This window comes from Parafrankia sp. EAN1pec, assembly GCF_000018005.1.
GTDB lineage: Bacteria > Actinomycetota > Actinomycetes > Frankiales > Frankiaceae > Parafrankia > Parafrankia soli.
The window spans coordinates 3,340,830-3,367,254 of the sequence record NC_009921.1; the positions used below are offsets into that span (position 1 = coordinate 3,340,830).

The following is a 26,425-nucleotide window of genomic DNA, read 5'->3' on the forward strand; positions in this document are numbered from 1 at the left end:
CATGGGCAGACGTTCGCCCGACGAAGTGGGAGTGGAGTTCCCCGACGTTGTGAGCGGAATGTAATCGTTTCGAAACTCTCCGGAGTCGCATCTGTGGAGTGGGGACGGCAGGAAGGAGCGATCGGTTCTGTATTGGCCCGAGCGTCGTCGTTCCTAGAAGGCCCTCACATAAGACAGTCGCTTAATTGGCTGTGCAGTGGTATCCATTCGACGTAACCCGACATGCCGATCCCGACAGACGGCTTGCCTAGTGAACTGATGGCAGGTTGAACCAGCCATCCGCGAAACCAGTACCGGATCGCTCAGCAAGCAGGACCGCGCCGTCTCGGATGAGCAGGAGCATGACATCGATGACACTGGTGTACGCCATGGCGGGCAGTCTCCCAACGACGCAGGTCAGCGGGTGGTCGGGTCGAGGCCGAGGGCGGTGAGCTGCTCGGCGATCCAGCCGACCCGTGCTCCGGTGGGCATGTTCGGCGGGATGTCGTAGATCCGTTGCCCCACGGTGGCGCAGATGCTGCGTACGACCCGGTCGGCGGCGGGTTGGATGTCGAGGACCTTGGAGCGGTAGGGGTCGCCGGCCTGGAGCTGGTCGAAGCGGTCGCAGCAATAGAACACCGCGTCGTACACGTGCGCCCAGGCCCGACAGAACGTTTCCATGGCGTGCAGGACAGGGGCGTGGGGCCCGTCAGGGCCACCGGGAAGAACCAGCCAGGCATAGGCGAGGACATTCGCGACAGTCTTGTCACAGATGACCATCGTGTGTTGGCGGGCGACGCGCAGCTGGCTGGATAGCTGGGCGGCGAACAGGTCGACCTCGGTTTCCAAGTCGAACTCGCCGCGGCCATGTACGACGATCTCCTCGATGAACGGACTGTTGCGCGCGGGCTCGGGCACGCAGGCGACGTGCACGCCGCGTTCCCGGTAGTAGGCGGCGAGGGCGTGGGTGAGGGTGGTCTTGCCGGAGGCGTGGGTGCCCTCGATGGCGACGACGAGGCAGTTGCGCAGCATTAGCGGGCACCTTCCGCGGCCAGCGACTGGTCGCCGCGGCCGGTCTGCGCGGCGGGGTGGGGCGAGGACCGTGCTGGTGGGCTCGGCGCAGGGGCCACCGCTGTCTGGTCCCAGGCGGCGGCCTCGACGATCGCGTCGAGATCGAGCTGATCCCATTGGTAGTGGCCCGTGCTGCGGGCCACGACGAGCGCGGTCCCCAGTGCACGGACGACGACCCGCCGAAGAATCTGCGGTGTGCCGGCGGAGGTCAGGTGCCCCGCCGGGGCGGGGTCAGCAGCCGGGTCCGGGTCGGTGGGCAGGCCGTGGAGGTGGACGGCGGCGCACACCTCGTGCAACGCGGCCGGGGTGGGGCCGGGTGCGGTGTCGTGGAGACGGGCGAGACCGGGCTGCGCGGTCTCGCCCGGCCATGCGGCGGCGAGGGCGGTGAATCCCCGGGTGGGTGCGCTGGCGGCGGCGAGTCTCGCCAGATCGTCGGCGAACCGGTGGCCGGCGAGGATTGCCGCCCGGCGTCGGGCCTGCACCAGCAGGGCATCGAGCCGGGCAGCAACGGTGAGGGTTTCCACCGGTTGCTCGGCCGCGACGGCGTGAAAGCCGAACCGCAACGTCGCCTCGGTCACCGCCAGGGTGCGGCCCCTCGGCAGCCGCAGGTACACCGCTCCCATGGCGGCCGGCACCGCGGCGCGGGTCAAGACGGTGAACGCGGCCAACAGCGGGGTCCGTTCAGCGAACGGCCGCCGTTCGGCGCCGAACGGCGTGTCGGCCCAGCCCAGGTTCGTCGCCTCACGCATGGCTGATCCGCGGCAAAGGTTGCCCGGCCGGCGGTTGCTCGGCGCGGGTGAGGGTGCGGATCGAGCGCCCCAGGTATTTGGCGTAGTGGTTGCGCTGGAAGCGGTACCGCGCCCAGATCTCGGTGATCGGCTCGTCGAGCAGGTTGCCCAGTGGTTCGAGCAGGTCGGGGGCGTCGTAGACCGGCCAGGCACTCGCCAGCCCACGCGGGCTGACTACGATCATGTGGCCTTCGGTGTCCGGGGTCCAGGACGTCAGCCGTAGTGCCGGTCGCCAGTCGTACGCTGTGCGCAACTCGGCCAGCCGGTCGAATGTCGCCGTGGCCTCCTCCAGGCTGAGGAACTCGTTGTCGGCGAGGTCGAGCGCGTTACCCTTCTTCAGCGGCATGATCAGCTTGAGCTTTCCGGCGTTCAGTAGATCGGCGATCTGGTAGGTGAACGGCAACGCGGCCACCGTCGAGCGGTAGACCACCGCCGACAGCGACAGAGGAAGCCCCGCGTCCTGGAATGCCCGTACCCCGGCCATCACCGCGTCGTAGTCTCCTCGGACCCGGTTCGTCGTTGCCCGGGGCCCTTCCAACCCGATGTTCACGAACGCGATCTTGCCGGACAGGCGTGCCGCGTGTTGGAGGCCGCGGGTCGCGTTGGTCGGCACACCGATCACGGTTCCGGCGAACATGTCGACGATGTCGACGAAGTCCCGACGCAGCAGCGGCTCACCTCCGGACAAAAACACCCGGGGCACCCCGGCCAGGTTGTCCCGAATCCTCTCCAGCGCGCCCAGCGAGGGATCTCGTTCTTGGAGCGTCTCGGAGCAGAACGAGCAGTCGAAATTGCACCGCTTCGTGACCTGAAGGATCACCGACAGCGGCCCAGCAGCTCCGGCTGCGACCGTCTCCAGATCGAGCGGAGCCCTCAGCCTGAAATGGTGCCCATCGGTGAAGACGACAGGCTCGGCAGTAGGCGCGCAGATCTCACCGGGGCCCGGCTGCACCTCAGCATCAACGGTTGGAGGAGGTGGAGAGGAGGTGATCATCAGATCCTTCTCGTCGTAGACGCCTCGACGACCGGGTCAGCTGGCCGCCGCTATCGTGACGGCGAGCTGACCGCGCCGATGCTGAACGCCCTCAGCTTCCCAACCGGCGGCACGCCAGTCATTCCCCGCAATGCGAACATCCGCTTCGGGTCAGTGCAGGCCACTGACCTGCAACAACAGTGTCGACAAGCGGGAGATGTTCGGCTTGAACGCCATGATTCGTTCGGCTGATTCCACCGAAACCAGGCCCTGACCGTTCGTGGCGCAGCCGGAAGCAAGCCAGCACTGTCCATGATCGGATCTGCGTCCGCGAGGAACGCGGGCGGTCGGCTACCCGCCGTCCTGACCGGAGCGCCGTTCACGGAGGAGCAGGGTCGACCGGGGCATGCTCGGTGTCTTTGCGCTTGCGCCACGCACAGAAATTTCTCCCACGCCGGCAGGCACAACAGTTGTACGTGAGCCTCCCGCCGTCCGCCAGAATCGTTGAACGCCGTGACCCGTTCGAGAGGTGTGGCAACATTATCGTTCTACAATTCATCGGCGATCCCTTGCCGCGGGGAAGAGCGCGCTGCCCGATTCTTCCTGGCTCGGGTGCGGCAGCTATGGGAGCCCGGCGCGACGGCTGATGCTGGTGTCCTAGCCCGCCCTTCGAGGGTCGCCACCGTGATCGGAGTGTTGGGATGCTCGTCAGTTTGGAAGGTCTTCCCGGGTCGGGGAAGTCGACGCAGGCTCGTCTGCTGGAGGGGCGTCTTCGCGGTGAAGGACTCAGGGTCACCTATCTCCCGGATCTCGCCACCCTCGACACCGGGGATGTCGGGACGGCCCTGGTGGAGATCTTCTCGTCGTCGGATGATCCGTTCCTGCGTCACGGGGACGTGGTGACCGAGTGCCTGTTGGCAGCGGCGGTGCGCGCGGACATCGTGGCGACGAGGATCGAGCCAGCGCTCGATCATCACGATGTGGTGATCGAGGACCGCGGTGTGCACACCATGTTCTCTTACGGGTTGGCGTCCCTGATCCGGCAGCATGCGGCGGAGGTGGACGACGCTGTGTCCTGGCTGGATGGGTTGGGACGCCTTGCCGGGCGGCGGGCGGACGTCGTGCTGTGGCTGTCGGCGCCGGTGGGCGAGATGGTCGTGCGGGCGGAGGCCCGTGACGGGAGGCGGTGGACAGGTGAGCAGCGCGCGTACCTGTCGTTCGTGGATCTTGCCTATCAGGAGCTGGCCGCACGCGACGCCGGCATGGTCAGGGTGCCGACGGCCGGGCAGGCGCCGGAGGCCGTGCACGCGGCCGTCTGGGAGGTGGTCGCCGCACAGCTGAAGCGGCCTGCCCGCAGGGCATCCGCAGGGGGTTGAGCCCGTGTGTGGCGGGTGACCCTCGCCCCGTAGGCTTCGTGTGTTGTGAAGCCGTCACTGTCTGATGCGCCGACGATGGCACCTTCCTCGACGCCTGCGCTGCTGGCCGACGACCTGCGTAGATGTCTTGTGGTCGACGGTCCGGAGCGCGTCGAGGGTCTGCACCGCCTCAGTCTTCGCCCGTTGGCGGGTGGCCGGAACAACCACGTCTTCGCCTGGCGAGACCCGCAGGGCGAGGAGGTGTGTGTGAAGGCGTACCGGGTTGATGATCGACAGCGGGCGGAGCGGGAATGGCGCGCGCTCTCCTTGCTGGCGAGGCATGGTGTGCCGAACGTGCCGCGACCGTTGTGGCGGGATCAGCAGGAGGCCCGGCCTGTCGTCGCGATGACCATGCTGCCAGGTGCGAGCGTCCCTGACCTGGCTGAGCCGGCGGCGCGGGAGGCGGCCCTGGTGGGGCTGGCCGTGACGCTGCGACCGATCCACGACGTCCCGTGGGAGAACGGCTTCGCGAGGCTGCCCCGCGTCGACTCCGCGGCGCACTACGTGGCGAGGCTGACCGAGGTGTGGCCTGGTCAGCTCGGCACGCGGCCGGATGACCCGCTGACGCGGGACCTGCGACTGCTGCTGGGGCTGTGGCGGGACAACGGGGACGCGGAGATGCTCGCCCGCCCCGTGGCACGGATCTTCTCGCGGGGTGACGGGAACCTGGTGAACTGGCTGTGGGATGGCGAGGTCGCGCGCTGTGTCGACTTCGAGTTCTGCGGGTGGAGCGATCTGGCGTTCGACGCCGCCGATCTCGTCGAGCACATCAGCGCCCGTGAGGTCGACGATCGGGTCTGGTCGGCCGTGGTCACGGCGCTCGGGGTCGCAGGTGAGCTGATGCCGAGGTTCCGCGCGGCGCAGCGGACGTGTGCGTTGCGGTGGCTGGCGGTGCTGTGGAAGCAGCGGGAACGGCGGGTCGGGGAGTTCTCCGCCCAGCTGGACCGTGTTCGGGTCCTGTTTCGCGACCAGTGAGGTGGTGGCGCGCTTATCTGGGCGCGGCGTGAGAGGTGACGCCGAGTCGGTCGAGGCAGCGCGCGACGACGGTCGCCAGCTCGGTGTCCGTGGCCAGGACGATTTTCGGTTCCGGGATGGGAACCGCGTTCGCGTGAATCCGCTGGTAGAGGGCGATAGTGCGGTCGGCCGCGGGATGGGTGCCCTCGGCGTGGTCGTGGGTGAGACGTGCGTGCGCGACGGCCGGCGGGCAGACGCACTCGATGACGTGCAGGGGTCGTCCGAGGCGGTCGGCGAGGTGGGCGACCCGGCTGATCTGGCCGGCGCGGTGGCAGGTCGGGCCGTCGAGCACGACGGCGGGTGCGAGCTCTTCGCCGATCAGGTGGGCGGCGGCCTGGTGGGCGACGTCGATGCACAGGTCGTCCTGGGCGGGGCTGTAGGTGAGATAGGGGTCGGTGAACAGGGCGTGGCGGATGTGGTCCTTGCCGAGGACTGCGGCGGGCAGGTGCCGGCCGAGTTCGGCGGCGAGAGTGCTCTTCCCAGTTCCGGGGAGACCAGCCAGCTGCACAATCATCAAGATCCTTCCCTGTTGGTGCGACTCCAGCTGCCTGCCGTGGGTGCCCACCGCCCGTCGGCGCGGCAGGGGTCCCACAAGTCGTCGAGGACGCGGACATCCCCAGCCGCCGATAGCCGGGCGTGCCTGATCTGCGTGTTCGCTGGGATGAGGCGCAGCGCGTCGGCGCGTGTGCGCAGGAAGACTGGTCTGCCCGCGCGGGTCTTGCGTCGCGCCGTGAGGAGGACGACGGCGAGGTGATCGAGGGGGTCGAGGATGGGCAGGTCGACCTGCGGGTGGCCAGGAAGAGGCTGGGATCGGCGGCGATCGAGCATGCTCGGCACCAGGTCAGGGGGAACGCCCGCGGGCTGGGGCAGGTCGGTGATGATGTCGACGGCCGTGCAGGGTGTGACAAGGTCGTCGTGCAGGCGGGTGTAGGTCGCTGACGTCGGGTCGTCAAGGGCGACGCGGTGGGTGGTCGAGTCGTAGTGTCCGGGCTGGTAGCCGAGCAGGCGTAGGGCGCGACGGAAGGCGTCGGCGTGGTCCGGGGCGACGAGGACGTCGAGGTCGCTGAACTCGCGGGCGCCGCGTCCTCCGTACAGCTGGGACTCCAGGGCGATGCCTTTGACGGCCGCGAAGGCGAGCTGCTGGCGGGCCGCCGCGTCGGTGAGAGCGGCGGCCTGCGCGCGGTGGACGGCGGTCTTGTGTCGGCTGGTGCGTAGGACGGAGGCCAGGAAGCGGCGGAACGCCGACGGGACCTCGTCTGCCAGGCCGGTGGTGGTGAGGGTGTCGGCGAGCAGGCACAGCACCTTGTGCTCGATGGCGGTGGCGAGCAGCGTGCCCCAGTGCAGTGTCGGCTCGGTGAGCAGCGGTCGGATCGTGGCGTGCTGCTGCTCGACGGGTGCGGGCAGGCAGGCCGCCTCCAGGACGAGGTGTTCCACCTGTGGCATTTCCGGTGGACGTGCGGGGATGGGCGGGGTCGCTGGTCTCATCGGGTGGCTGTTTCGGTGTCGTGGAGGATGGCGGTGACGGCGTCGGCGACCGTGGTGGGGTCCGGGCGGCCCACCAGCGCGTAGCAGGGCACGGTCCGGGCGAGGGCGGCGATGACAGCGCGCCTGTTGCTCTCCGTCGTGTGGGCCGGGGGTGTCGGGGCGAGCCAGTGGTTGATGTGGGAGCTGGCGCCCGAGGTGGGGCGGTGCATGAACAGCTGGTTGTCGGTCAGCGTGGCGTGGACGGTCCCGGCGGGGATGCGCTGATGGCGGGCGTTTCCTGCGATCGGGGACAGCTGCGGCCAGATCATCACGTGGGGGCGGCAGGAGGCGGTGAGCGTGCCCGCGTGCAACAGGCGTGAGATGTCGGGGGGCTCGATGCTGAGTTTCGTGTGCAGGTCGGCCGGGTCCGTGCGTCGGCCGATGGGGACGAGGCCGGTGAGGTCGGGGTAGGCGAGCAGGGTGCCGACGCCGACGCGGATGTGGGCGGGCCAGGCGTAGCCGAGCAGTCCGCCGTTTCTGTCGGGGGTGAGCAGGAGCCGGTCGCTGGTGACGAACTCTCCGCCGAGCTGGCGCAGGACGGCCACGAGGGTGGTGGTCTTGCCGGCGCCGGGATGGCCGGCGATCAGGATGCCGTGGTCGCGGTGGACGAGTGCGGCGGTGTGGGTGTAAACCGCGCCGGCGGCGAGGAGCTGGGCGGTTATGAGTTGGCGGACGAGGCGGGCGGCGTAGTAGGTCGCCGCGTCGTCGGTGGCGCAGTGGACGGTGGTCGCGCGTCGGGTGGGGTCGTGGACGACGAGGGTGCGGTGCCGGTCGATCCAGAAGACCTCACGTTCGTCCTCGGTGATGTGGCGGGCGGTGAGCTCGCTGGGGCCGATCTCGCGGATGTCGCCGACATCGGGCGGGGCATCGAGGAGGCTGTGGCGGGGGTCGGCGACGGTGATGGTGACGTGCCACGCGGCGTGCGGGTCGGTGGTAGTCCGGTAGGCGTAGAGGGTGTCCTGGGCGGCGCGTACTGCGGCGGTCACGGTCGTGGTGAGGGTGACCGAGGCGTCGGCGAGGCGGAAGCAGGTGACGTGGCGAGGCCGCGGGCCGCCGGCGGCAGGATTGTGGGTCACGCTGGTCCTCGGAGGATCTCCGTGGCGAGGGCGGCCCGTACCAGCGCGGCCAGGGAGGTCATCGGCGCGTCACGGTGCAGGTTCGGGAGGCGGGTGGCCAGCGGCCAGGACGACAGCCAGGAGGGAACGGGCAGCGCGGTCGGCGGGCCGTACTCACACTGTGAGTCGGCGGTGACGCTGAGGGGGCGTTCCGTGTCACCGTCGCGTACAACGACGAGGCCGGGAGCAGCGGCCCGCTGGTACTTCGCGTCGTCCTGGCGGGGGTACGCGTCGTCGGGATCGAGATGGATGTCGGTGTAGATGTTGAACACGGCTGCCGGGCCGTCGAGGACATAGGTCAGGTGCCAGGCCCCGAACGGCACGACGGCGAGGTCCCCGGCCCGGGTTGTCACCTGGTGGGCGTAGCGGGAGCCGTCGGGCCGGTGCCCGGCTACCAGCATCAGGGTAGTGCCGCTCAGGGTCTGGAAGATTTCCAGCTGGGTGGGCGGGTTCCAGTGGCCGATGGACCGGTGGGGTTGCCCGTCGGGCAGCGTGCCGGGCTGGTAGACGACGAGGTCGGCCCGCCAGCCGTGCCGGGCGGGTGCGACGTCCCGGTACGCCTCGTACAGCAGCGGGTCCTCGCCGGCCTTCAGCGCCGTCTCGATCTGACGGCGGTCGGCGAAGGCGGTGTGGGGGCGGCTGGCATCGGCGTCGCCGTACAGGAGATGGGACAGGAATCGGCAGCTGGGCGGGCCGGGGGCGGCGCCGAGGAGAGACGCGATACCGGCGGGGAGATCGTCCTCGGTCGTAGTGGCGGTGGTTGCGGGGTGTGGTACGGCAGGGGAGTCCATGCGTTGTCTCCTGTCCGAACGTCGGTCAGGGCCGGTCCGCGGCTCACCGGCCGGCGTCGGCGGCCGACGCCTCAGGTGCCGCGGTGGGCGTGGTCTGGGGGGCGGAGTCGCCGGACCAGTACGGGGATGTCGACGAGCAGTGCGGCGTCGGGCGCTTCGGGTCGCGACGGCTTGCGCCCGGGGTTGAACCAGACCGCGCGGCAGCCCGCGGCGAGGGCTCCGCGGACGTCGGTGCGCCAGTCGTTGCCGACGTGCACGACCTGGTCGACGGTGGTGTCGGTCTGTTCGGCGATGGCGTGGAACATCGCGGCCTGGGGTTTGGCGACACCGAGTTCGCTGGAGAAGAACAGCCGGTCGAAGTGGTCGGTGAGCCGGTGGCGGTCGAGGATCTGCCGGGTGACGGCTCCTGGGGTCGCCAGGGTGTTGGAGGCGAGGACAAGGCGGTAGCCGGCGGCGGACAGCGCGGCGAGGCAGGCGTGCGCGCCGGGGATCAGCTGGGGGCAGGCCCGCAGCACGGCGTGGGTGTGCGCGACCGTGAGCACCTGGACGAGGGCGTCGTCGGCGTCGATACCGAGCCGGCGGACGATCGTGCGGACCTGCTCGGGAACCGGGATCTGCCGTCCGTGCTGTCGCTGCTCGTCGAGTAGTTCGGCACGGACCGCTCGGACCGTGGTGTCCAGGTGCTCGGCGGGGAGGGTGTGGCCGAACGCAGTCAGGGCGAGGTGGAACTCGCGGACCCGCCAGGCGGCTTCGGCGTCCCGGTCGCCGTAGCTGATCAGCGTTCCCCACAGGTCCACGCTGACGACCGTGACGCTCACCGCGGGCGCTTAGTGGTGGCCCGCGGCGGGACGTGCTGGTGCAGCCATCGGATCGTGGCGGTCAGGTCGTCGCTGCCGAACAGCAGCGAGCCGGCGACCACGCCGTCGGCACCGGCGTCGGCGAGGGGGCCGACGGTCGGCTGGTGGATGCCGCCGTCGGCGAGGATCTTCACGGCCTGGTCGCGGCCGGTCTCGTGCAGGAGACCGCGCAGGGTTCGGAGGCGGTCGAACGCGGCCGGGGCAAGGCCGGTGCCTCGGGTACCGATCGGGGTGCCGACGAGGACTATGACGTCGACCGCGTCGAGGTAGGGGCGGACGGCCATGACGGGGGTGTCGAGGGTGAGTGCCAGGCCGGCGGCTTTCCCGTGCTGGCGGATCGTGTCGAGGGCCGGGTGGACGTCGTCGCCGGTTTCGGCGTGGACGGTGATGAGGTCGGCGCCGGCCTGCGCGAACAGGGCGGCGAGCGGGGCGGGCCGGCGGACCATGAGGTGGGCGTGGAAAGGGACGGTCGTCAGCGGGCGCAGCGCGGCGAGCAGGTCCGGGAAGAACAGCAGGTCGGGCACGAACTGGCTGTCGCCGACGTCGAAGTGGAACAGGTCGGCCACGGGCGAGGCGCGCTCGATCTCGGCGCGCAGGCACGCCAGGTCCGCCGACCAGACGGAGACGTCGACCAGCAGCCGCCCGTCCGGCAGACCGGCCAGCGGCTGACTCGACGAGGCCGTGCGGGTGCCGCTCATCGGGCGAGCTGTTCTTTGCAGTGGGCGACCGAGCTGGCGATCGTCCGGCGGACCTGGTCGTCGTCGTCCTCGAACCGCGGGTAGACCTCCAGGAGCACCGGTACGTCGTCCAGTCCGGCGTCCCGCAGCGCCGCGCCGACCTGGGCGACGTCCACACGTCCCTGCGGGTGGGGCCAGCCCCAGTGCGGGTCGCCCAGGCCGTCGGTGTTGTCGAGGTGCACCAGCCGGATCGCCGAGCCCAGCGGGCTGATCCAGTCCGCCGGTGTGCTGTCCGGGCCGTACAGCGGCTGGTAGAGGGTGTGACCGATGTCGAGTGTCAGGCCGACCGGCACCTCGGTACGTCCACCCAGGTCGCGTATCAGCTGGTCGGCCTGGTCGACCGTGGCCGGGATCTCGCGGGCGATCGGCGTCGGTTCGACGAGGAACTCGGCGAGATCGACAGCCGCGGCGTGGTCGGCGACGAACACCAGCGAGTCGAGTAGATCGGCGTAGCGTCGTGCCCGGCTGTCGGGGTCGGCGGCGTCCTGGACGCTCAAGGTGCCCAGCGGCCCCCCGACGGCACCGGCGCCGAGCAGCGCGGTCACATCGCAGGCCCGCCGCCACCAGGTCAGCGCGACCGCCCGCGCCTGCGGGTCGGGATCGAGCAGCCCGGCGGGCAGGTAGTGCGCCAGGCCGACGTAGGCGCTGTGGATGGTGAGATCCCACGCGGCGGCGGCGTCGGCGATGCGGCGGGCGACCTGGTCACGTTCCCGCTCCGGCCACCACGGGTCGAGCAGGTCGAAGGTGACCTGCACCGTGTCCAGTCCCAGGTCGGCGCGGACGAACTCGGCCCACCGCTGCGGTTCCAGGTCGCGTTTGACGGCGAAGCACAGATTGATACCGAGGTTCATGCGGGCTGTCCTCCTACTGTCGGGGTGCGGGGCTGGGAGTCCGTGGGACCCGAGCCGTCCGCGGTGGTGTTCAGCTGCCGGCCATGCAGGTGCGCGGCCAGCGTGGCGGTGAGCTCGTCGAGGGAGTGGCTGATGCCACCACCCAGCGCGTAGTCGATCATCAGGTTGTTCGAGTCGGTGCCGCCGAAGCGGCGGCAGTCGGTCTGCAACCCGAAGCAGGTCTTGCCGGCTGCATACGCGAGGCCGAGCTCGAAACAGGCCCCTTCGTCGGGCACCCGGCCGTCCAGGACGAGCAGGAACAGCTCGCAGTCGCCGACGGCCGTGCAGTCGGTGGTGAACAGCCGGGCCCGGACGGTGTGCTCGTCGGCGCCGGCGCGGATCAGCGGCGCGGCTTCGCCGGCGTCCCGCTGCGGCAGGTAGGTGTCGAGCCCGAGGTTCCGCAGCACGCGGTCGACGGTCAGGTTGAACTCTTTCTCCGCCTGGCTGAACAGCGGCGCGGCGATGTAGATCCTCACCGGCGGCTGTCCTTCGATGCGGCGTGGTGGGCGGGCGGCGGGGGGACGAAGCCGACGGCGTCGAGGGCGGCGAAGAACTCCTCGGCCCGGTGGTCCGGGTAGGTGCCGTCCCGCATCGCGGGGACGTAGTAGTCGGCGACCCGCGCCCAGGTCCACGGATCGGTCTCGAACGGCGCGTCGATGCCGTTGTTGATCAGGGAGATCCAGCGGCGCAGGCAGCTGGGGCACTGCCCGCAGTGCGTCATCGCGCTGTCGGTGCGCGAGCAGGAGAACGTCAGCAGCAGGTCGCCGGCCGGCAGGCCCTGGCCGAGGTACCAGGCGACGATCTCCGTCTTGGTCATCTGCCAGAACGGGCTGTCGAGCCAGACCGGTCGCCCCGACAGATCTGTGATCATCTGGCTGATCTGGTGGAACGCCTGGGGGCTCTTGTCCGCGGTCGCGTCGCCCTTGACCCCGACGCACCAGATCCGCTCGGCCCGGTTCGCGGCCAGCATCGCGAGGTAGACGTTGCGCAGCGGGATGATCGCGTCATCGGCTTCCCACTGCGACAGGTCGAGTTCCTGGCTGACGGTCACCTTGATGCCGCACCGGTCGACCAGCGCGGTGATCGCGGCCCGTTCCTGGTCGCGGTAGCGGTGGCCGAGGTCGAAGTACAGCGCCGGGGGTTTGCCGAGATAGTGCCAGGCCGGGAACGAGTCCAGCCCGGCGGAGAACAGCAGCACGTCAGACACCGGGATCTCCTCCCACGGTGGGAACACCGAGCAAGGCCAGCAGGTCGTGTTCGATCTCGTCGGCGACGTCATCGGCCTCGCGCAGGTCAACGACGACGGGGACCACCACGTCGGGGAAGGCGGCGACCACGTGCCGGTAGGCGGCGTCGAACCGCGGCAGGAACAGCAGACGCTCCACCGAGCCCGGCACCCCGCCGCCGCGTCCGCGCAGGATCGCCCGTTCCCGCGCCAGGGGCCACGGGACGTCCAGGAAGTACGCCCGGTCTGGGACACAGAACCATGGGGCGACACACCTTCGGAGCTGGTCGAGCAGCGCGGTATCGGTGAGGTCAGGACGCGTTTCGCTGAGGATCGCCAGGCAGTAGGCGAGCTTGGAGTAGACACCGTGGTCGACCACCACGACGTCGTGCGCCTCCAGCGCCGGCCGGTAGAAGTGGTTGTGGTGCCACGCCTCCCGACACAGCCGCGCGAACACATCGACCGTGGCGTGATGAGGGTGACGGAACCCGCCGGTGCCCGTCCTGGTCCGCAGCGGCTCACGTTCCAACCAGCGCGACAGCCGACCCACCACACCGCGCAGCGGCCCGTAGTGCACCATCTCGACGTCGAACCCCTGACCTGCCAGGCGGCGGCCGAGCTGCCCGGCCATGGTCGTCTTTCCCGCCCCCCACAGGCCCTCGACCGTGACGAGCACACCGCTGCGCGGGTGCAGGCGACCAGCAGTGGGACCGGCCTTGACGAGGGAGCTGGACTGGTCAGCGGCCACGAGCGTTTCCCCACAGCAGCACGTGCAGACGCGGCGAGAGGTTCCAGCCCCGTTCCAGGGCGATCTCGGCCAGGCGCCGCATACCGGCCAGCACGCTCGGCTCATCGGTGCCTTCCGGCATCGCCCACACCGGGGACAGGCCGAAACGGCCCTCCAGCTCCGCGATCTCGTCGATCTCCCCGTCGGCGGAGATCACGAACTTGAACACGGCCTTGCCGCAGCCGGCGAACGCCGTCAACGCCGCCGGGACGATCCGCCGGACCGCGGCCACCCGCGAACCCGACAACTTCGGCGAGACGGTGAACCGCTCGACGACCTCGACCATCTCCGCCGTCGGCGCCACGGTGCCGTTCGTCTCGATCTCCACCTGCCGTCCCGCCTGCGCGAGCGCGGCGACCAGCGGAAACAGGGCGGCCTGTTGCAGCAGCGGCTCCCCGCCGGTCACGACCACACGGGTCACCGGCGAGTCCAGCGCCCAGCCGAGCAGCGTGCGCTGGCTCAGCCGCTCGCTGTGCGCGTCCACGTCGAACCGGTTCCTGTCCCACGTATGCGGCTCGTCGCACCACGCACACGACAGGTTGCAGGCCGACAGCCGTAGGAACAGCGCCTGCTGGCCGGCCGTCGGCCCCTCACCCTGAAACGTCGGACCGAACCGCTCCACGACCACAAGCCCACGCGACCTCGCGGCACGCGGCGGCGCACCCAGGGAGGCCGGAATCACCGCGACTCCCCGATCAGGTACTCGGCCCAGCTGCTCGGGGTCTCTGACACCCGGACCGCCACGAGCCGGCCATGCACCCCGGGCTCCACCTCGGCCAGAAACCACCGGGCCAGATGCTGCGCGAGCGCCTCGCTGGTTGGCTCGACGTCCAGCACCTCGTTCAGGTCACGATGGTCGAACGACTCGGCCAGATAGCGACCGGCGACGGCGAGATCACCGAAATCGGTGACGAACCCCGGACCGGCCAGCTCTGAGGCGGCCAGCACGAACTCGACCGTGTACGTGTGGCCATGAACGCGGGAGCACTTGTGGCCGGCAGGCAGGCTCGGTAGGTGGTGCGCGGCATCGAAGGTGAACCGTTTCCCAATCCGAAAGGTCGCCGCACCGGATATCCGACTCTCGATCACTGTGCGCTCCATCCTCGCCCTCCAAGAATCCCGGCCGCGACACACGGCCGTGCCGCGGGCCAGCACTATCCGAGTGGAGAACTACCGCCGCGTGCGTCAGCTGCTCCACCGCCGGAACCACAGGAAGACCAGCATGGCGATGTGCGCCTGCCTCGGTCATTCCCTGGACCACGAAGAAGTCGTTCCCCGCTCCGCGAGCGCCTGACCAGGGAGAACGGCAACTCGGCGGTCGATGACTTCGCGGCAAGTGGTGACGATGCGCGCGTCGCTACCGCAGGGGCTGCGGCACAGCAGGTGCGACGAAACGCAGCGCGGCTGCGTCTTCTGGGTCCGACGGATCAGAATCCTTCGTTTCTGCTCCTGCTCGCCGGCGTCGATGCGGCAGCGGCAAGCTTTGAAATGAGGGTATCCTGGACGGCGGCTTGGTGATCCATGAGTCGAAATCGGTAGGATTCGCGCCAGCTCAAATCGGACGTTGAGTGAAGCTAGCCGGATGACTCAACTGATGACGGTTTACCTCGCGCAAGCACGGGTCGATGGCCCGATGTCAGAAGAATTCAGAAGGCGCTCATAGAATGTGAACACCTCGTCTCGGCAATGCCGGTCGCCAAGGCTCGATCCTGACAGGGGTGTCAGAGCGGTTCCGCGCTGTGGGCTTGGGCGATGGCGTCGATGCGCCGCGCCAGATCGAAGTCAGCCGCGGTGAGCCGGTGCCCGGCGTCGTGCGTGGTGATCCCGAAGCGGATGCTGTCCCATCGCAGGTCGATGTCCGCATGGTGGCCGATGAGCCGCTCGATGTCGGCGACGTGCACGATCAGGGCGACTCCGCCGTGGTAGCGGATGCGGAAGGACTTGGTGATCTCCTGGCCGACGCGGGCCCAGCCGGGTAGCTCGCACAGCCGGGCCTCGATCTCGTCGTCGGCCAAGGGGACGGGTACGTCCGGCACGTCGGGTCTCCTTCAGAGCGCGAAGATCTCGTCGAGGTCGCGGCCGACGGCCGTGCCCTTCCACGGTTCTGCGGCTTGCCGTAGGCCGGCGAGCTCGCGGCGAATCCGCACAGACCCAGTTTCCACCGCCACGTCCGCCGCGAGCCGTCCGGCCTCGACCGCGCGCCCCAGATCTCCGTTCTGGACACATGCGGTGGCCTGACGGGCGAGATACACGCCGCGGTCCCGCCGGGCATGGGTAGGCGTCGTTGCGAGAACCTGCTGCCACAGGCCGGTGGCGGCGGTGGCCAGTCCCAAGCGTCCATAGCAGGTGGCGCGTTGCACCTCCAGGTAGGCCGGCGTGCGCCGGCAGGCGTTGCCCCACGGCATGGCGTCGTCGCATCTCTCGACGAGCGGGGCCGCTTGGTCCAGGACGGAGTCGACGGTCGCACGATCTCCGATGAGCGACGCGCCGTGGGCCTGTTGCTGGAGCGCTAGGACCCGCATCTTCGGGCTGAGCCGGCCGGCGTCTGCCAGGACCGCGCCACACAGGTCGAGCGCACCGAGACCGTCGGCAAGATCTGTGCGAACGGATGCGTGGTTGAGCAGCGCGTAGGCGACGAGCTGGTGGTCCCGGGAGCGTTGTGCGGCTTCCAGCGCGATGCCACGCCAGACGGACGAACTCGGAAGGTCACCGGCGTCCTGATGGAGCCAGCCGATCAGTGAGGCGTAGGCCGCGCTTGCGCCGAGAAGGGCCCGCCGCGTGCCCCCGTGGCCGGTCGCCACCAGATTGCTGATGAGAGTGTGCTGGGCGGTGACGGTGCTGATTAGCTCGCGGGGGCCGAGCATCATGTCCGCTTGGTAGTGGCCTTCCAGCTGCTGGTTGAAGTAGTCGATGAGGGCCGGGTCTACGTTCCGGAGGGCGGGCCTGCCGAACGTGAGCGCAGTGGCCGTCGCGGTGACGAAGTCTCGTCGGTCGAGGTCGGGCATCGCGGCTCCCGTAGCATCTGCGGGCCTCATAACCTGCGCTGTTGGTACGACTGGCATCGTGATCTGTTCGCCTCTGCGAGGCTGGCCTGAGTCGTCCGCGAGCACAGGGGCCGATGCTGATCCACGTTCCGGGTCCGCCGCAGGGTTCCTCCGCGCGGTGTTGATGAGGAGCATGTCGGTGGGGGGAAGGTGTTCGCGGTCGTCCAGGTCGATGAGGTTGTGGATGCTGGTGTCGTAGACCTCGGCGAGCAGGGCGAGAATCTGGGGGGTGGGCCGGCGGCGGTTGCTCGGCAGCGGCCAGGTCTCCAGTTCCGACAGCTTCGGGCCGGTCATGGGGGCAGCGCCGTCCGGGTCGAGGCCGGCGCGGGCGGCGTGGGCGTTGATGTGGTTCGCGGCCTGCGTCTGGGTCCAGCCGCGGGCATGGCGATGGGCGGCGCGGGGGCGGTAGTGGTAGCGGCGGGCGAACTCGATCGCGATCTCGTCGTGGGACATGCCGACCGTGCGCATCCGGGCCCGCAGCTCATCCTGCTCCACCCGCAGACTGTGTCGACTCACGTCGTATCCCCTCCAGACCACCTCGTCGGCCGGCCCCGTCACCCACAAACACCAAGATCCGTGGTGGTTCGCCACTGTCGAGGCAGAACCGATGGCGCACCCGTCGTCCACGGCGCGCGCCCCACCGAGCAGCCAGGCGATCATAATGATCAGTGTTCTGGTGGTGCATGTCATTCCCCCCAGCACGAACATGTTCTTCGGCTGCTATCAGGTCGCTGAGCTGCGGAAATGGCGTGAGACGGTGCGGTTCATTCGGCGCCTGGCGTCGCATCAGTTCACGGGATGCGCGGCAGGCGGTGCGTGCGGGAGTACAGGTGTTCGCCGTCGTCGCCGTCAGGTTTCGGGAGTGCGTTTTCGTGGTGGTTGGCGCGGTGTGCAGGGCGTCTATCGGGCTGCTTGGTGCTCGGGGAGGTCGCTGCCCGGTTGGGGGTCATCGCTGTCGTAGCGCAGGTGGAAGATCATGGCGGCGGTGTCGACCTCCTTGCGGGCCTCCTCGGTGCTCAGGCCGAGCTGTGCCGCCTGGTCGTAGGCGTCCAGAGCCGAGCACAGATCGATCCACTCTGGGGCGGTCGGGCCGGCCGGCGGGGCGAAGGTCGCGAGCAGGCCAGCCAGCTGCGTTGGCGGGAGCGTTTCGCGCATTCTGGCGAACAGAACGATGGGGCGGAGCGCGGGCGGGACGGTGTGGTGGCGAGGTGGCATGCGGGCCGTTTCGTCGTTGGAGGTCTGCGGTCGTGAGGACGCGTCGCCGGAGGAGGCCAGGTCCGCCGTCACGGAGCAGTCCGCTGAGGGCTCGACCACGACAAGGCGCGTCCCGCGGCGCGTCCGCGCAGTTCTGGCCGCGACTGGCCTCCGGATGAGCCCCACGGGTCCGTCAGGGCTACCCGTGAGGGGCGTTACGCGCGGTTATCCCCCTTCGGAGGCCGGTGTGTCTCGGCTTTGCGGGCGGCGGCGACCGCGCGGGTGAGGGTCGCGGCGAGGGCGTCGGCTTCGTCGAGGGTGAAGGCTTCGCTGTCGGGGTCTTCTGCGCCGGCGCCGAGGGAGATCATCGGCTGGTAGGTGGTCGTCGCCGTCACGTACTGCTCGATCGAGACTTGGATCGCGGTCTGGTCACGGACCCCAGGGATGCCGGGCAGGTCGATCACGGTGAACTCGGAGACGTGGTAGTCGCCGGGGCCTGCGGGTTCGACGTGGAGGTGGCCGGCGGGCTGCTCGCACCACGACGGGCAGGAGCGGCTAGCAGGGTCAGGCATGGAGTTCTCCTCTCGTGTCAGCTGGGTGGGGCGTGACGGTCGGAGCCGGTGGGTGCGGTGTGCACTGGGTGGGTGTCGAGGTTGCGCAGGCCGTCGCGGACCCGGTGCAGCAGGTCGAGGTCGAAGACGTCCGGGGTGGTCGGGGTCGCGGCGTGGGTGGCGAAGTGTTCACGTCGTGGCAGGTCGTCGGTCGGGGCGGTCGGGGTGTGCCGCGGGGGTGGGGTGTTGTGGGGCAGCGCGGCCCAGACGACCTTGCCCTTCTTCTGGTAGTTGCCGTCGGGGGTGCGGACCCGGGCCTGGTAGTAGCCGGTGCGCGGGGTCAGGGCGGTGACCAGGTGCAGGCCGCGGCTGTCCTCGGCGTCGGGGCCGGCGGCCCGGCGGGTCGGGTGGCCCGGTCCTCCGTCCCAGACTTCGACGATCACATGGTTGTCGCTGTAGGTCAGGCGCATCGCGATCTGGGACGTCAGGTCGTCGTCGCCGCGCATGCTTGCGGCGAGCGCGTTGGTGACCAGTTCGGAGGTCAGCAGGGTGATCGTGTCGATCACATGGCCAAGGTTCCACTGGTGGAGTTGCCCGGTGACGTCGCGGCGGGCGGCGCTGGCGGACTGGGGTCCGGTCGGGTAGTGCCAGACGCGATGCGGTAGCAGGTGAACGGCCGGGTCGGGTGCGGTGGTGGGGGTGGTGGCCACGGCGGTGGTCATGCGTCTCTCCCGAGGGCGGAGATCTGGGCTGTTCTCGCCCTGGCGTCGAGGGGGCGCGGGCGGGTGGGACGAGATGCGGCTGGCCGAGGCCCGTGGTGTTGCGACTGTGCGGCTGGCGCTGGCAGGGGCGGACGGGGCGGTGTCGTGCACAAGCGTGAGGTTGTTCTCGGCGAGCATCACGACGCGGCACGGCCACGCGCATCCGCACTCCTCCGCACGCTCGGGTGGGTGGGCGGTCGTCTTCCGACCGGGAGTGATCAACGGGTCGGTGGATCGACGGCGAACAGCGACGATCTGACCGGGCGGAGAGGTGGGCGCGGCGGCAGGCGGCGCAGGATGGGCGGGGTGTGATCGGCCGCCCGGTGGCCGGCTCAGGCTGATAGCCATGGACGTGGACCTTCGGTCTGCGAACGGGTGAAAGATCAGTGATCGGCGGGGTCGAGCTGCTGTGCTGGCTGGCTGGCCGGGCTGTCGGCGAGGGCGCCGAGGGTGGCGTTCAGCGCCGCACCGGCGCCGCGGCGGCGCAGTTCTCGGGTGAGCGCGTCGAGGACGGACAGCGCCGACAGCGGCCGGGCAGGCAGGTCGGCCGTGGCCGGGTCGAGCCGGAGGGCGGCTGCCGGTAGTGTCAGCTCGGTGAGCATCTGGTTGTAGACGGTGGCCGCCCAGACGGTCAGGACGACGTGCAGCCAGCCCCGCCACTGGTCCCGGCATGCGGCCAGCCGGCCGGACAGCCACGCCTCGACGCCTTCGACGAGTTCCGCCCGGACCGACGGCTGGCAGCCGACGACCAGCAGGTGTAGATGGCCAAGCAGTGTTCCAGCGTCCACGAGGTCCCCGCCGGGTTCGAGCGCGGGTGACACCAGCGTCGCCCGCGGCGACCTGTCGGGGTACAGCACGCCGCGCGGGGTGAGGTTCCCGAACGCGATGCCGCTGTGGCTGAGGACCATCGGGTCCAGCCGGGCGGCCAACCGGCCGAGCCGCGCCGACAGGCTGCCCGCGAGCGCCCGAAGCTCCCCGATCTCGCCTGCCGTCGTGTCGCCGGCGTGGAGGTGGTCCACCGGATGGCTCAATGCTTCGGCGACGACCCGAGGCACGGCGTGGGCGGGCGCCGCGGCCTCGGACAGGTGCGCGGGTGGATCGCGGTACAGGTCGCTCAGGTCGTCCATCAGCGCCGTCATCACCCCGGTGAACTCCATCGGCCGGGCCCGGAGCCGGGTGGCCAGGGTGGTACCAGCGACCCAGGGGGTGAACATCACCCCCTTCGCACAGGCGATCGGGGCCGCCACCCGCAGGCGGGTGTAACCCGCCAGTGCCGTGAGCTGCTCAGCCTGGCCGGCCATCGCGGTCACCGCGACGCCGTCGCCGTCGCCGTCGGCGAGCACGGTAGTGAGATCGCCGTGGTCGCCGCGGACGAGGCACGACAGCGCCCGGCCTGCTGGGCGGACCGTCGCGCACAGTGCCCCCCCGCCGCCGGCCCGGACCTGGCGATACAGCGCCCCGCCCGCGGTGGTCACCGTTCCGAATGTCACCTCGGTGTGCGGCCACAGCTCGGCGGTCGCGGCGGTGATCCACCCGTCGGCGTAGGACAGCAGATCGCGGACGTCGCCGTCTCGCCAGCACGTCGAGCAGGCCGAACGCGGGCTCACCGGAGTCGACCGACGCCGGCGTAGACCGGCAGCCGACCCTCCATGGTCGTCGACCGGCCACGCCGCCGGTCCTGCTCCCAGCCCGGGAGCAGGACCAGGCCGGGGTCGACCAGGGCGCAGTCGTCGAAGAACGACAGCACCTCCGTACGGCTGCGCAGCTGGAACGGCGCGGTGGTGCGCCGGTACACCTCGGCCGCCTCCGTGACCTGCTGGGACTGCCCGTCGCCGGTGGCGTGGGTCACGACCAGATGACTGCCCGCGGGTAGGGCGTCCCGCAGCTGGGCGACCGGGTGCCGCGGGCCGGTGTCGTCGGGGAAGAAGTGCAGGACCGCGACCAGGAGCAGCGCGACCGGCTGCCCGAGATCCAGCAACCTGGACACCTCCGGATGCTCCAGGATCTCGTCCGGCCGCAGCAGATCCGCCTCCACCGCCGTAGCCAGCGGGTTGGGTGCGAGCAGGATCTGGCTGTGCGCGACCGCGACCGGGTCGCTGTCCACATAGACGACCTGGGCGTCCGGGGCCAGCTGCTGGGCGACCTCGTGGACGTTGCCCATCGTCGGCATACCCGACCCGATGTCGAGGAACTGGCGGATACCGACCTCGCCGGCGAGGTACCGGACCGCCTCACCCAGGAACAGCCGGTTGACCCGGGCGGTGTCACGGATCTGCGGCCACGTCCCCTCGACCTGCGCCGCCGCCTCCCGGTCGGCCGGGAAGTTGTGCGCGCCGCCGAGGAAGAAGTCGTAGACCCGCGCCACGTTCGGCCCCTCGGCCCCCACCGCGGCGACGCCGTCCGCCCCGCTCACGACCGCCCCCGTGACCAGCACGCCGCAGTGACGACACCGCTTCTGGGCTGACGCGGCCGGCCCGACCGGGCGACCGAGCCGGGTCTCGTACCCGCGGGGTGGTCACGATGCGTCGACCAGACGATCATCATCATAGGAACGGCCCTCACTGACGGTAGGCAAACCGGAACCGTTACACCATCGTCCAGTCGGTGTCGGGTGGTCATCCCCCTCACCACGAAGAAGCCGTTCACCCACCCAAACCTCGCTTGAGCTGGGAAAACACCGACGGGAACGGCTGTCTTTTCGTTCGTTACCGGCGCCTACTTCCTCGGGGGCGTGATCGCTTCACTACCGGGGAGGCGTCGGGGGTGCGAGAGGAGTGAGGTCTCAGGAAGCGGGAGTGGCGACCGCGTTACCGGAGGGTTCAGCTGGAGATGTTCGGCTTGACCGCGGTGATGTAGGTGATGGATGTTTTGAGGAGGATGGGGCGTCGGCGGGCGGTCGAACGCCACGCTTCGGAGTAACGACGAGCGAACGCGGCGCCCAGGGTCCGGCCGATCACCTGATAGGTGGACTCGCCGGCTGGGCCCGCGGCGTGCAGCGCGGCTTCGGCGGCTCGTACATTCTCCAGCGGGGCGGTGACCGTCTCCTCGGTGTGCTCGACCGAGGTGAGCCCGGCGAGATGTGCGTTCCCGACTGCCTTATCTGGGGTAAATACGTGCGCGGCTGGCCGAACGGCGGCCAGGGCCTTTTCCACACGGCTGAGGTCGTGGGCGCTGAGCCCGTCGAGCTCGATGGGCTGACGTTGGGCGAGCAGGAGCTCGCAGACCGACAGGCGGCCCCCCGGTTTGAGGACCCGCGTGATGTCGATCAGCATGCGGCGAGGATGGCGCAGATTCGCCAGGACGCTGAAGCCGATGACCGCGTCGAAGCTGGCGTCGGGCAGGGGCAGGGGCCGTTCCGTGAGATCCCATACCGATCCCCACGTCTGGCCGTTCTCCGGGGTCGGCCGGATCTGGCTCAGCGCGGCAGGGGTCGGGGTCAGTGTCGTGACGCTGCCGCTCGGTGCGACGGCCGCGAGCGCCGTGGACGTCAGTCTCGCGCCCAGGCTCAGATCCAGCAGGTCCTGTCCGGGACGCACGGTGGCGCCGTCCAGCACGTAGGCCGCCAACGCGGACGGTCGGTGATGGGGATCGGGTCTGTCGTGGCGTTGCGCGATCAGCAGATCGGAATGGGTGTGTTCGCTGGCGGAGCGGCCAGACCGGCTCTGGGGTCGGCCGGCGCGTGCGGCCTCGGTCGGATGCTGGGACGTCACGATCACTCTTCTGGTCGGTGGTGCTGCCCCGCTCTTGTGACGGCGGGCAGCGTTCACAACGATCATCACTGTCGTTCGACCGGGCCGTCATTCCCGCAAGCGGGAACGATTCGTTCACCCTGCTGCAACTGTTGTGAGCTGCGAAGACGGGTTGGTGTCGTCCCCGCTTGTTCGGCATGGGGTCTGTCGGGATGCCCACCGCCGCTCGTACCGGTCGGCGAGCACGCCGTGCCAGCCGTCGGTGTAACGCCAGCCGGACCGCTGCGGCAGCCATCCGGCTGTTCGTGCCAGGAGTCGTCTAGAACGTGGCGGACCGCGCTGGATCAATCGGCAGGATCAGCCTTCCGCAGGCCGTTGTGACGTGCCGACGGTCGATGGTGTTCGTCGCCGCCGACGAGGGTGACGATCGGGGTCAACAGGCACCGCGTCGGCCCCGGGAATGGGTAGTCACCGCCGAAGCGAGAGCCCGCCGTCTGCGCATCTGTGCAGGTCAGAAGGGCAGCGTGCCCCGAACAGATTGTTCGTCGGCGAGGGAGTGACGCCTGGCCTCCGTCCGGGCGATGGTGTGACGGTTCCATCTCTCCCGCCAGGAAGGACCGCCGATGCCCGCAATGCCGGGCCGCGCCCCTGCCACGCTGGCGCTCCGCTGCTCTGCCTGCGGGCCCGGCGGGACCCCCTATCGGCCCCGGTTTCGGTTCGCGTACGAACCGCCACAGAAGGGCGGGGCAGCCCATGAGCGCGCCGCCTCCCAGTGCTATCCGGAAAGGAAACGGGCCGCATGACCGTTGATCCCCGTACCCAGCCCGACGATGGTCTCCTGGCCGATCTGGCCTGGCTGGGGGCCATCCAGGACACCCCCGGCGTGCTGGAGACGTTCGTCGCCGGACACGCGCCTCGAATGTTCGCGCTCGTCGAACAGGACGTCGGCATGTTGGAAGACACCGTGTTCGGCTGGGGACTCCAGTTCAGCGACCACGCCTTCGTCGTCGCGCGTGGCGGAACGTTCTCCACGTCGTGCTCCCACGCCGAGGACGCCGTGAGGATCTTCGCCGTCGCCGGATGGAACCTCCGCCTCGTCTGGCACACCCCTCCCACCCCGGCGTCCTCCGCCCGTGGCCGCGGCCTCCGGAAGCGTCAGCGGGTCATCCGATGACCGCCAGCGACTCCTGCCCCGCCTGGTGCCAGCTCCCCGCCGGCCACCTTCGTCCCGAACCCGCCGGCCCCGGCGACCACCACATCGCGGAGATCGCGGAGATCGACATCCCGGAGATACCTGGGCTGCGGCCCGCGGTGAGCGGCCCGCTGCGGGTGCGGGTCGAGCAGTACGTGACGGCGTTCGCCGTCCACCCGGCGGTCATCAGCGTCGACTTTGGTGACCGCGCCCCCACCCGCAGCGGCTACGAATACGTCACTTCTGGAGAAGCTCAGGCTCTCGCCTGGATGCTGATCCGCGCCGCAACCGCTCTCGACGCCGAAGACTGGGCCAGGGCGCTCCACCATGAACCCGGCGAGGGAGACCACGCGTAGAAGCGGGCCGGCGGCGCTCACGCTGGAGCTGGAAGCCGGGCGCTCGCCGGACTATCCGCTGGAACTGGTATGACGGCCCGGCTCTGACGGGGTCCGAGAGCAGCCGGTCGGTTGCCGAGCGAGGACGTCAGTACAGGCAGGACGGGCATGCCCCGGCCGCGCTCCCACGTCCAGCGAGATCCAGCTCGGCGCCAGCCGGGAGCCATGGTAGCTGACGCTACTGGGATGCATTCTGCTCATGTAAACCTCCATCAAATTTCTATCGGCGGTAAAGGGAAGCTTCCTATGTTCGCCGTAAATATTCCAGTTCGGGAGCCTCATGAAGATCGACATCGTGCATCCGGGATACTTTTTCGTACAGCCGTCTGACCTGACCACGAAAGGTCTGGGTGGGAATGAGACGGGTATGGTCTTGTCCGCTCGCGGCCTCGCCGCCCGAGGGCATGAGGTGCGGGTATACGCTGACTGTCCGCGTGTAGACGATTTAGGAGTACAGTGGCTGCCTCTCGCGGAGCTGACCGAGGAAGCATATCGGGACATCATCATTTTCTGGGTGCGGACCAAGAGAATAGAACCCGGCCAGTTTAATGCGTCAGTGCGAGCGGTGAAGCTAGGGCTGAAGACGCCGAACGGCAGCCTTATTGACCAAGTTGGCGCCGGCGACATCAACCTCCTCATCGCCTTCTCTGATTTTCAACGAAACCTCTATATCAACGACTTCGGTTACCCGGCGGACGCCGAATGGGTTGTCACCGCAGACGGTCTCGACACGTCGGACGGCACTGTTGCGTTGGCGAAGTCCGCCATCTCGGCTCCCGACCGGTCATGATCGAATGATGCGTCGACGTCGTGTCCGTCCACCGGTTCCGACGTCGGAGTTCGCCGGGTTCCGCTTCCCTCCCGAGGTGATCGTCCTGGCGGTGCGGTGGTACCTGCGCTACGCCTTGTCCTACCGGGATGTGGAGGAGCTGCTTGCCGAACGCGGCCTCGAGGTTGATCACGTCACGGTCTACCGGTGGGTGCGCCGGTTCACCCCGCTGCTGATCGACGCGGCCCGGCCATGCTGGCACACACCGGGTGATCGTTGGTTCGTCGACGAAACGTATGTGAAGGTCGCCGGACGATGGACCTATCTGTACCGGACCGTCGACCAGTTCGGCCAGGTCATCGATGTGCTGGCCTCCGAGAAGCGGGATCTCGCCGCGGCCCGCCGGTTCTTTACCCGCGCCCTGTCCCACGGCCGGCGGCCCGTCGAGGTGACCACCGACCGGGCCGCCTCCTACCCACGAGTCCTCGACGAACAGCTCCCCGCCGCTCATCACGTCGACGACCAGTACGGGCACAGTTGCATTGGGCGGAGGCGGGGCGTGGTGGAGCGGTCTCGGGCGGGCGGTCAGATGGCCAGGGTGAGCTCGGTGAAGGCAGCCGTCAGCCGGTTCCGGAGGTCGGCATCGACGCCCAGTTCGTAGTGGCCGCGGCGGATGTTCTGCACGAACGCGTGCCCGGAGCCGATGATCTGTGCGGAGAGGAGGCCTTTCAGGCCGCGCATCGGCCGTAGTCGTGCCTTGAACCGGCCGTGGTCGGCCTCGATCGGATTGTTCGCGTACTGGTCGTCGACGTGATGAGCGGCGGGGAGCTGTTCGTCGAGGACTCGTGGGTAGGAGGCGGCCCGGTCGGTGGTCACCTCGACGGGCCGCCGGCCGTGGGACAGGGCGCGGGTAAAGAACCGGCGGGCCGCGGCGAGATCCCGCTTCTCGGAGGCCAGCACATCGATGACCTGGCCGAACTGGTCGACGGTCCGGTACAGATAGGTCCATCGTCCGGCGACCTTCACATACGTTTCGTCGACGAACCAACGATCACCCGGTGTGTGCCAGCATGGCCGGGCCGCGTCGATCAGCAGCGGGGTGAACCGGCGCACCCACCGGTAGACCGTGACGTGATCAACCTCGAGGCCGCGTTCGGCAAGCAGCTCCTCCACATCCCGGTAGGACAAGGCGTAGCGCAGGTACCACCGCACCGCCAGGACGATCACCTCGGGAGGGAAGCGGAACCCGGCGAACTCCGACGTCGGAACCGGTGGACGGACACGACGTCGACGCATCATTCGATCATGACCGGTCGGGAGCTGCGGGACAACGGGCTCTGCCGATGCAACAGAGCCCACGGAGCGCCAGCCATCCGTCCGGGTGGTAGTCCCATCTCAACTCGATCGCGTTCGCCGGTGACGACCCGCGCGGCCTGGATGTGCACGTCCTCCACCGGATCATGCTGGTCGGCAGCCTGTTGGCGGTGACGCTCACCGCGATCATCGCCGGTTTCCCCGGAGTGATCGGCTTCGTCGGGCTGGTCGCCCCACACATCGCACGGCTATTCATCAGGGCCGGGAAGGTCCCAGCACCCACGAAGGTCCGGACATGACTGCCCTGGCCCTGCCCCGACCGGCGTTCGGGTGGTCCCGGGTCGTGCTCC

Annotated in this window: 30 protein-coding genes and 1 pseudogene; 7 read left to right on the forward strand and 24 right to left on the reverse strand. The window is 69.5% G+C overall.

All coding sequences use genetic code 11. The annotated features are described in order from the left end of the window. Positions 1-396: 396 nt before the first annotated feature. Genes FRANEAN1_RS13735 through FRANEAN1_RS13745 form a run of 3 tightly spaced genes read right to left on the reverse strand, consistent with a single transcriptional unit; the run spans position 397 to position 2,832 of the window. Positions 397-1,011: an AAA family ATPase gene (locus FRANEAN1_RS13735; RefSeq protein ID WP_020460402.1), complete on the reverse strand. Its 615-nt coding sequence runs from the start codon at positions 1,009-1,011 to the stop codon at positions 397-399. Further along, positions 1,011-1,799 carry a hypothetical protein gene (locus tag FRANEAN1_RS13740; RefSeq protein WP_020460403.1) on the reverse strand — a complete coding sequence of 263 codons (789 nt, stop codon included), beginning with the start codon at positions 1,797-1,799 and terminating at the stop codon, positions 1,011-1,013. The genes FRANEAN1_RS13735 and FRANEAN1_RS13740 overlap by 1 nt, the downstream gene beginning before the upstream one ends. Further along, positions 1,792-2,832 carry a radical SAM protein gene (locus FRANEAN1_RS13745; RefSeq protein WP_020460404.1) on the reverse strand — a complete coding sequence of 347 codons (1,041 nt, stop codon included), beginning with the start codon at positions 2,830-2,832 and terminating at the stop codon, positions 1,792-1,794. The genes FRANEAN1_RS13740 and FRANEAN1_RS13745 overlap by 8 nt, the downstream gene beginning before the upstream one ends. A gap of 680 nt (positions 2,833-3,512) precedes the next feature. Between FRANEAN1_RS13745 and FRANEAN1_RS13750 the strand changes: the two genes are divergently transcribed. Continuing rightward, positions 3,513-4,187, forward strand: coding sequence for a dTMP kinase (locus FRANEAN1_RS13750; RefSeq protein WP_020460405.1), 675 nt, complete (start codon positions 3,513-3,515; stop codon positions 4,185-4,187). A gap of 75 nt (positions 4,188-4,262) precedes the next feature. Then, on the forward strand, positions 4,263-5,201 hold the full coding sequence (locus tag FRANEAN1_RS13755) for an aminoglycoside phosphotransferase family protein (RefSeq protein WP_020460406.1): 939 nt from the start codon (positions 4,263-4,265) through the stop codon (positions 5,199-5,201). A gap of 13 nt (positions 5,202-5,214) precedes the next feature. Here the strand turns inward: FRANEAN1_RS13755 and FRANEAN1_RS13760 are convergent, their stop codons facing one another. From FRANEAN1_RS13760 to FRANEAN1_RS13860, 20 genes are all read right to left on the reverse strand, one after another. Then, entirely contained in the window at positions 5,215-5,754 is a 540-nt protein-coding gene (locus FRANEAN1_RS13760; protein WP_020460407.1) for an AAA family ATPase, read from the reverse strand. Further along, positions 5,754-6,674, reverse strand: coding sequence for a nucleotidyltransferase family protein (locus FRANEAN1_RS13765; RefSeq protein ID WP_041254150.1), 921 nt, complete (start codon positions 6,672-6,674; stop codon positions 5,754-5,756). Before FRANEAN1_RS13765 ends, FRANEAN1_RS13760 begins: the two co-directional genes overlap by 1 nt. Positions 6,675-6,721: 47 nt before the next feature. Beyond that, complete coding sequence (locus tag FRANEAN1_RS13770; protein ID WP_020460409.1) at positions 6,722-7,840, reverse strand: hypothetical protein; 1,119 nt, start codon at positions 7,838-7,840, stop codon at positions 6,722-6,724. After that, positions 7,837-8,670 carry a hypothetical protein gene (locus FRANEAN1_RS13775; protein ID WP_020460410.1) on the reverse strand — a complete coding sequence of 278 codons (834 nt, stop codon included), beginning with the start codon at positions 8,668-8,670 and terminating at the stop codon, positions 7,837-7,839. The genes FRANEAN1_RS13770 and FRANEAN1_RS13775 overlap by 4 nt, the downstream gene beginning before the upstream one ends. Positions 8,671-8,741: 71 nt before the next feature. Continuing rightward, positions 8,742-9,488 carry an HAD family hydrolase gene (locus FRANEAN1_RS13780; protein WP_020460411.1) on the reverse strand — a complete coding sequence of 249 codons (747 nt, stop codon included), beginning with the start codon at positions 9,486-9,488 and terminating at the stop codon, positions 8,742-8,744. Continuing rightward, positions 9,485-10,225, reverse strand: coding sequence for a ribulose-phosphate 3-epimerase (locus FRANEAN1_RS13785; RefSeq protein WP_020460412.1), 741 nt, complete (start codon positions 10,223-10,225; stop codon positions 9,485-9,487). The genes FRANEAN1_RS13780 and FRANEAN1_RS13785 overlap by 4 nt, the downstream gene beginning before the upstream one ends. Next, on the reverse strand, positions 10,222-11,115 hold the full coding sequence (locus FRANEAN1_RS13790; RefSeq protein WP_020460413.1) for a sugar phosphate isomerase/epimerase: 894 nt from the start codon (positions 11,113-11,115) through the stop codon (positions 10,222-10,224). The genes FRANEAN1_RS13785 and FRANEAN1_RS13790 overlap by 4 nt, the downstream gene beginning before the upstream one ends. Further along, positions 11,112-11,630, reverse strand: a complete 519-nt coding sequence (locus FRANEAN1_RS13795; protein ID WP_020460414.1) for a nucleoside 2-deoxyribosyltransferase — start codon at positions 11,628-11,630, stop codon at positions 11,112-11,114. Before FRANEAN1_RS13795 ends, FRANEAN1_RS13790 begins: the two co-directional genes overlap by 4 nt. Continuing rightward, positions 11,627-12,361, reverse strand: a complete 735-nt coding sequence (locus FRANEAN1_RS13800) for a 7-cyano-7-deazaguanine synthase (protein ID WP_049795651.1) — start codon at positions 12,359-12,361, stop codon at positions 11,627-11,629. Before FRANEAN1_RS13800 ends, FRANEAN1_RS13795 begins: the two co-directional genes overlap by 4 nt. After that, a complete protein-coding gene (locus tag FRANEAN1_RS13805) occupies positions 12,354-13,127 on the reverse strand; it encodes a hypothetical protein (protein ID WP_041254152.1) in 774 nt (257 codons plus the stop codon). The genes FRANEAN1_RS13800 and FRANEAN1_RS13805 overlap by 8 nt, the downstream gene beginning before the upstream one ends. Further along, a complete protein-coding gene (locus FRANEAN1_RS13810; protein WP_157473276.1) occupies positions 13,117-13,794 on the reverse strand; it encodes a 7-carboxy-7-deazaguanine synthase QueE in 678 nt (225 codons plus the stop codon). The genes FRANEAN1_RS13805 and FRANEAN1_RS13810 overlap by 11 nt, the downstream gene beginning before the upstream one ends. Before the next feature lie 50 nt (positions 13,795-13,844). Next, complete coding sequence (locus FRANEAN1_RS13815; RefSeq protein WP_020460417.1) at positions 13,845-14,267, reverse strand: 6-carboxytetrahydropterin synthase; 423 nt, start codon at positions 14,265-14,267, stop codon at positions 13,845-13,847. 620 nt (positions 14,268-14,887) lie between these two features. After that, positions 14,888-15,202, reverse strand: coding sequence for a 4a-hydroxytetrahydrobiopterin dehydratase (locus FRANEAN1_RS13825; protein ID WP_020460418.1), 315 nt, complete (start codon positions 15,200-15,202; stop codon positions 14,888-14,890). A gap of 12 nt (positions 15,203-15,214) precedes the next feature. Beyond that, complete coding sequence (locus FRANEAN1_RS13830; protein ID WP_020460419.1) at positions 15,215-16,726, reverse strand: hypothetical protein; 1,512 nt, start codon at positions 16,724-16,726, stop codon at positions 15,215-15,217. A gap of 384 nt (positions 16,727-17,110) precedes the next feature. After that, entirely contained in the window at positions 17,111-17,497 is a 387-nt protein-coding gene (locus FRANEAN1_RS37055) for a hypothetical protein (protein WP_157472631.1), read from the reverse strand. A 122-nt stretch (positions 17,498-17,619) separates the two neighbouring features. After that, entirely contained in the window at positions 17,620-17,976 is a 357-nt protein-coding gene (locus tag FRANEAN1_RS13840; protein WP_020460421.1) for a hypothetical protein, read from the reverse strand. 17 nt (positions 17,977-17,993) lie between these two features. Beyond that, the gene (locus FRANEAN1_RS13845) at positions 17,994-18,677 is read right to left on the reverse strand and encodes an ATP-binding protein (RefSeq protein WP_049795652.1); all 684 of its coding nucleotides are present in this window, start codon (positions 18,675-18,677) and stop codon (positions 17,994-17,996) included. Positions 18,678-19,099: 422 nt separating this feature from the next. Continuing rightward, positions 19,100-20,323, reverse strand: coding sequence for a hypothetical protein (locus tag FRANEAN1_RS13850; RefSeq protein ID WP_020460423.1), 1,224 nt, complete (start codon positions 20,321-20,323; stop codon positions 19,100-19,102). After that, entirely contained in the window at positions 20,320-21,150 is an 831-nt protein-coding gene (locus FRANEAN1_RS13855; RefSeq protein WP_347177130.1) for an SAM-dependent methyltransferase, read from the reverse strand. The genes FRANEAN1_RS13850 and FRANEAN1_RS13855 overlap by 4 nt, the downstream gene beginning before the upstream one ends. Positions 21,151-21,535: 385 nt before the next feature. Next, positions 21,536-22,492, reverse strand: coding sequence for a methyltransferase domain-containing protein (locus FRANEAN1_RS13860; RefSeq protein WP_157472632.1), 957 nt, complete (start codon positions 22,490-22,492; stop codon positions 21,536-21,538). Positions 22,493-23,204: 712 nt separating this feature from the next. Here FRANEAN1_RS13860 and FRANEAN1_RS37060 point away from each other — a divergent pair. The 4 genes and pseudogenes from FRANEAN1_RS37060 to FRANEAN1_RS13880 all read left to right on the forward strand — a co-directional run. Continuing rightward, entirely contained in the window at positions 23,205-23,579 is a 375-nt protein-coding gene (locus FRANEAN1_RS37060; protein WP_020460426.1) for a hypothetical protein, read from the forward strand. Beyond that, the gene (locus FRANEAN1_RS13870) at positions 23,576-23,953 is read left to right on the forward strand and encodes a hypothetical protein (RefSeq protein ID WP_020460427.1); all 378 of its coding nucleotides are present in this window, start codon (positions 23,576-23,578) and stop codon (positions 23,951-23,953) included. The genes FRANEAN1_RS37060 and FRANEAN1_RS13870 overlap by 4 nt, the downstream gene beginning before the upstream one ends. 319 nt (positions 23,954-24,272) lie before the next feature. Next, a complete protein-coding gene (locus FRANEAN1_RS13875; RefSeq protein WP_020460428.1) occupies positions 24,273-24,782 on the forward strand; it encodes a hypothetical protein in 510 nt (169 codons plus the stop codon). A gap of 7 nt (positions 24,783-24,789) precedes the next feature. Further along, a pseudogene (locus FRANEAN1_RS13880) lies at positions 24,790-25,281 on the forward strand (IS6 family transposase); the annotation flags it as partial. Positions 25,282-25,346: 65 nt separating this feature from the next. Here FRANEAN1_RS13880 and FRANEAN1_RS13885 read toward each other — a convergent pair. Continuing rightward, positions 25,347-26,057: an IS6 family transposase gene (locus tag FRANEAN1_RS13885; protein ID WP_041255847.1), complete on the reverse strand. Its 711-nt coding sequence runs from the start codon at positions 26,055-26,057 to the stop codon at positions 25,347-25,349. 164 nt (positions 26,058-26,221) lie between these two features. Here FRANEAN1_RS13885 and FRANEAN1_RS40975 point away from each other — a divergent pair, with 164 nt between their 5' ends. Further along, positions 26,222-26,374 carry an iron chelate uptake ABC transporter family permease subunit gene (locus tag FRANEAN1_RS40975; protein ID WP_347177131.1) on the forward strand — a complete coding sequence of 51 codons (153 nt, stop codon included), beginning with the start codon at positions 26,222-26,224 and terminating at the stop codon, positions 26,372-26,374. The last annotated feature ends 51 nt before the right edge of the window (positions 26,375-26,425 follow it).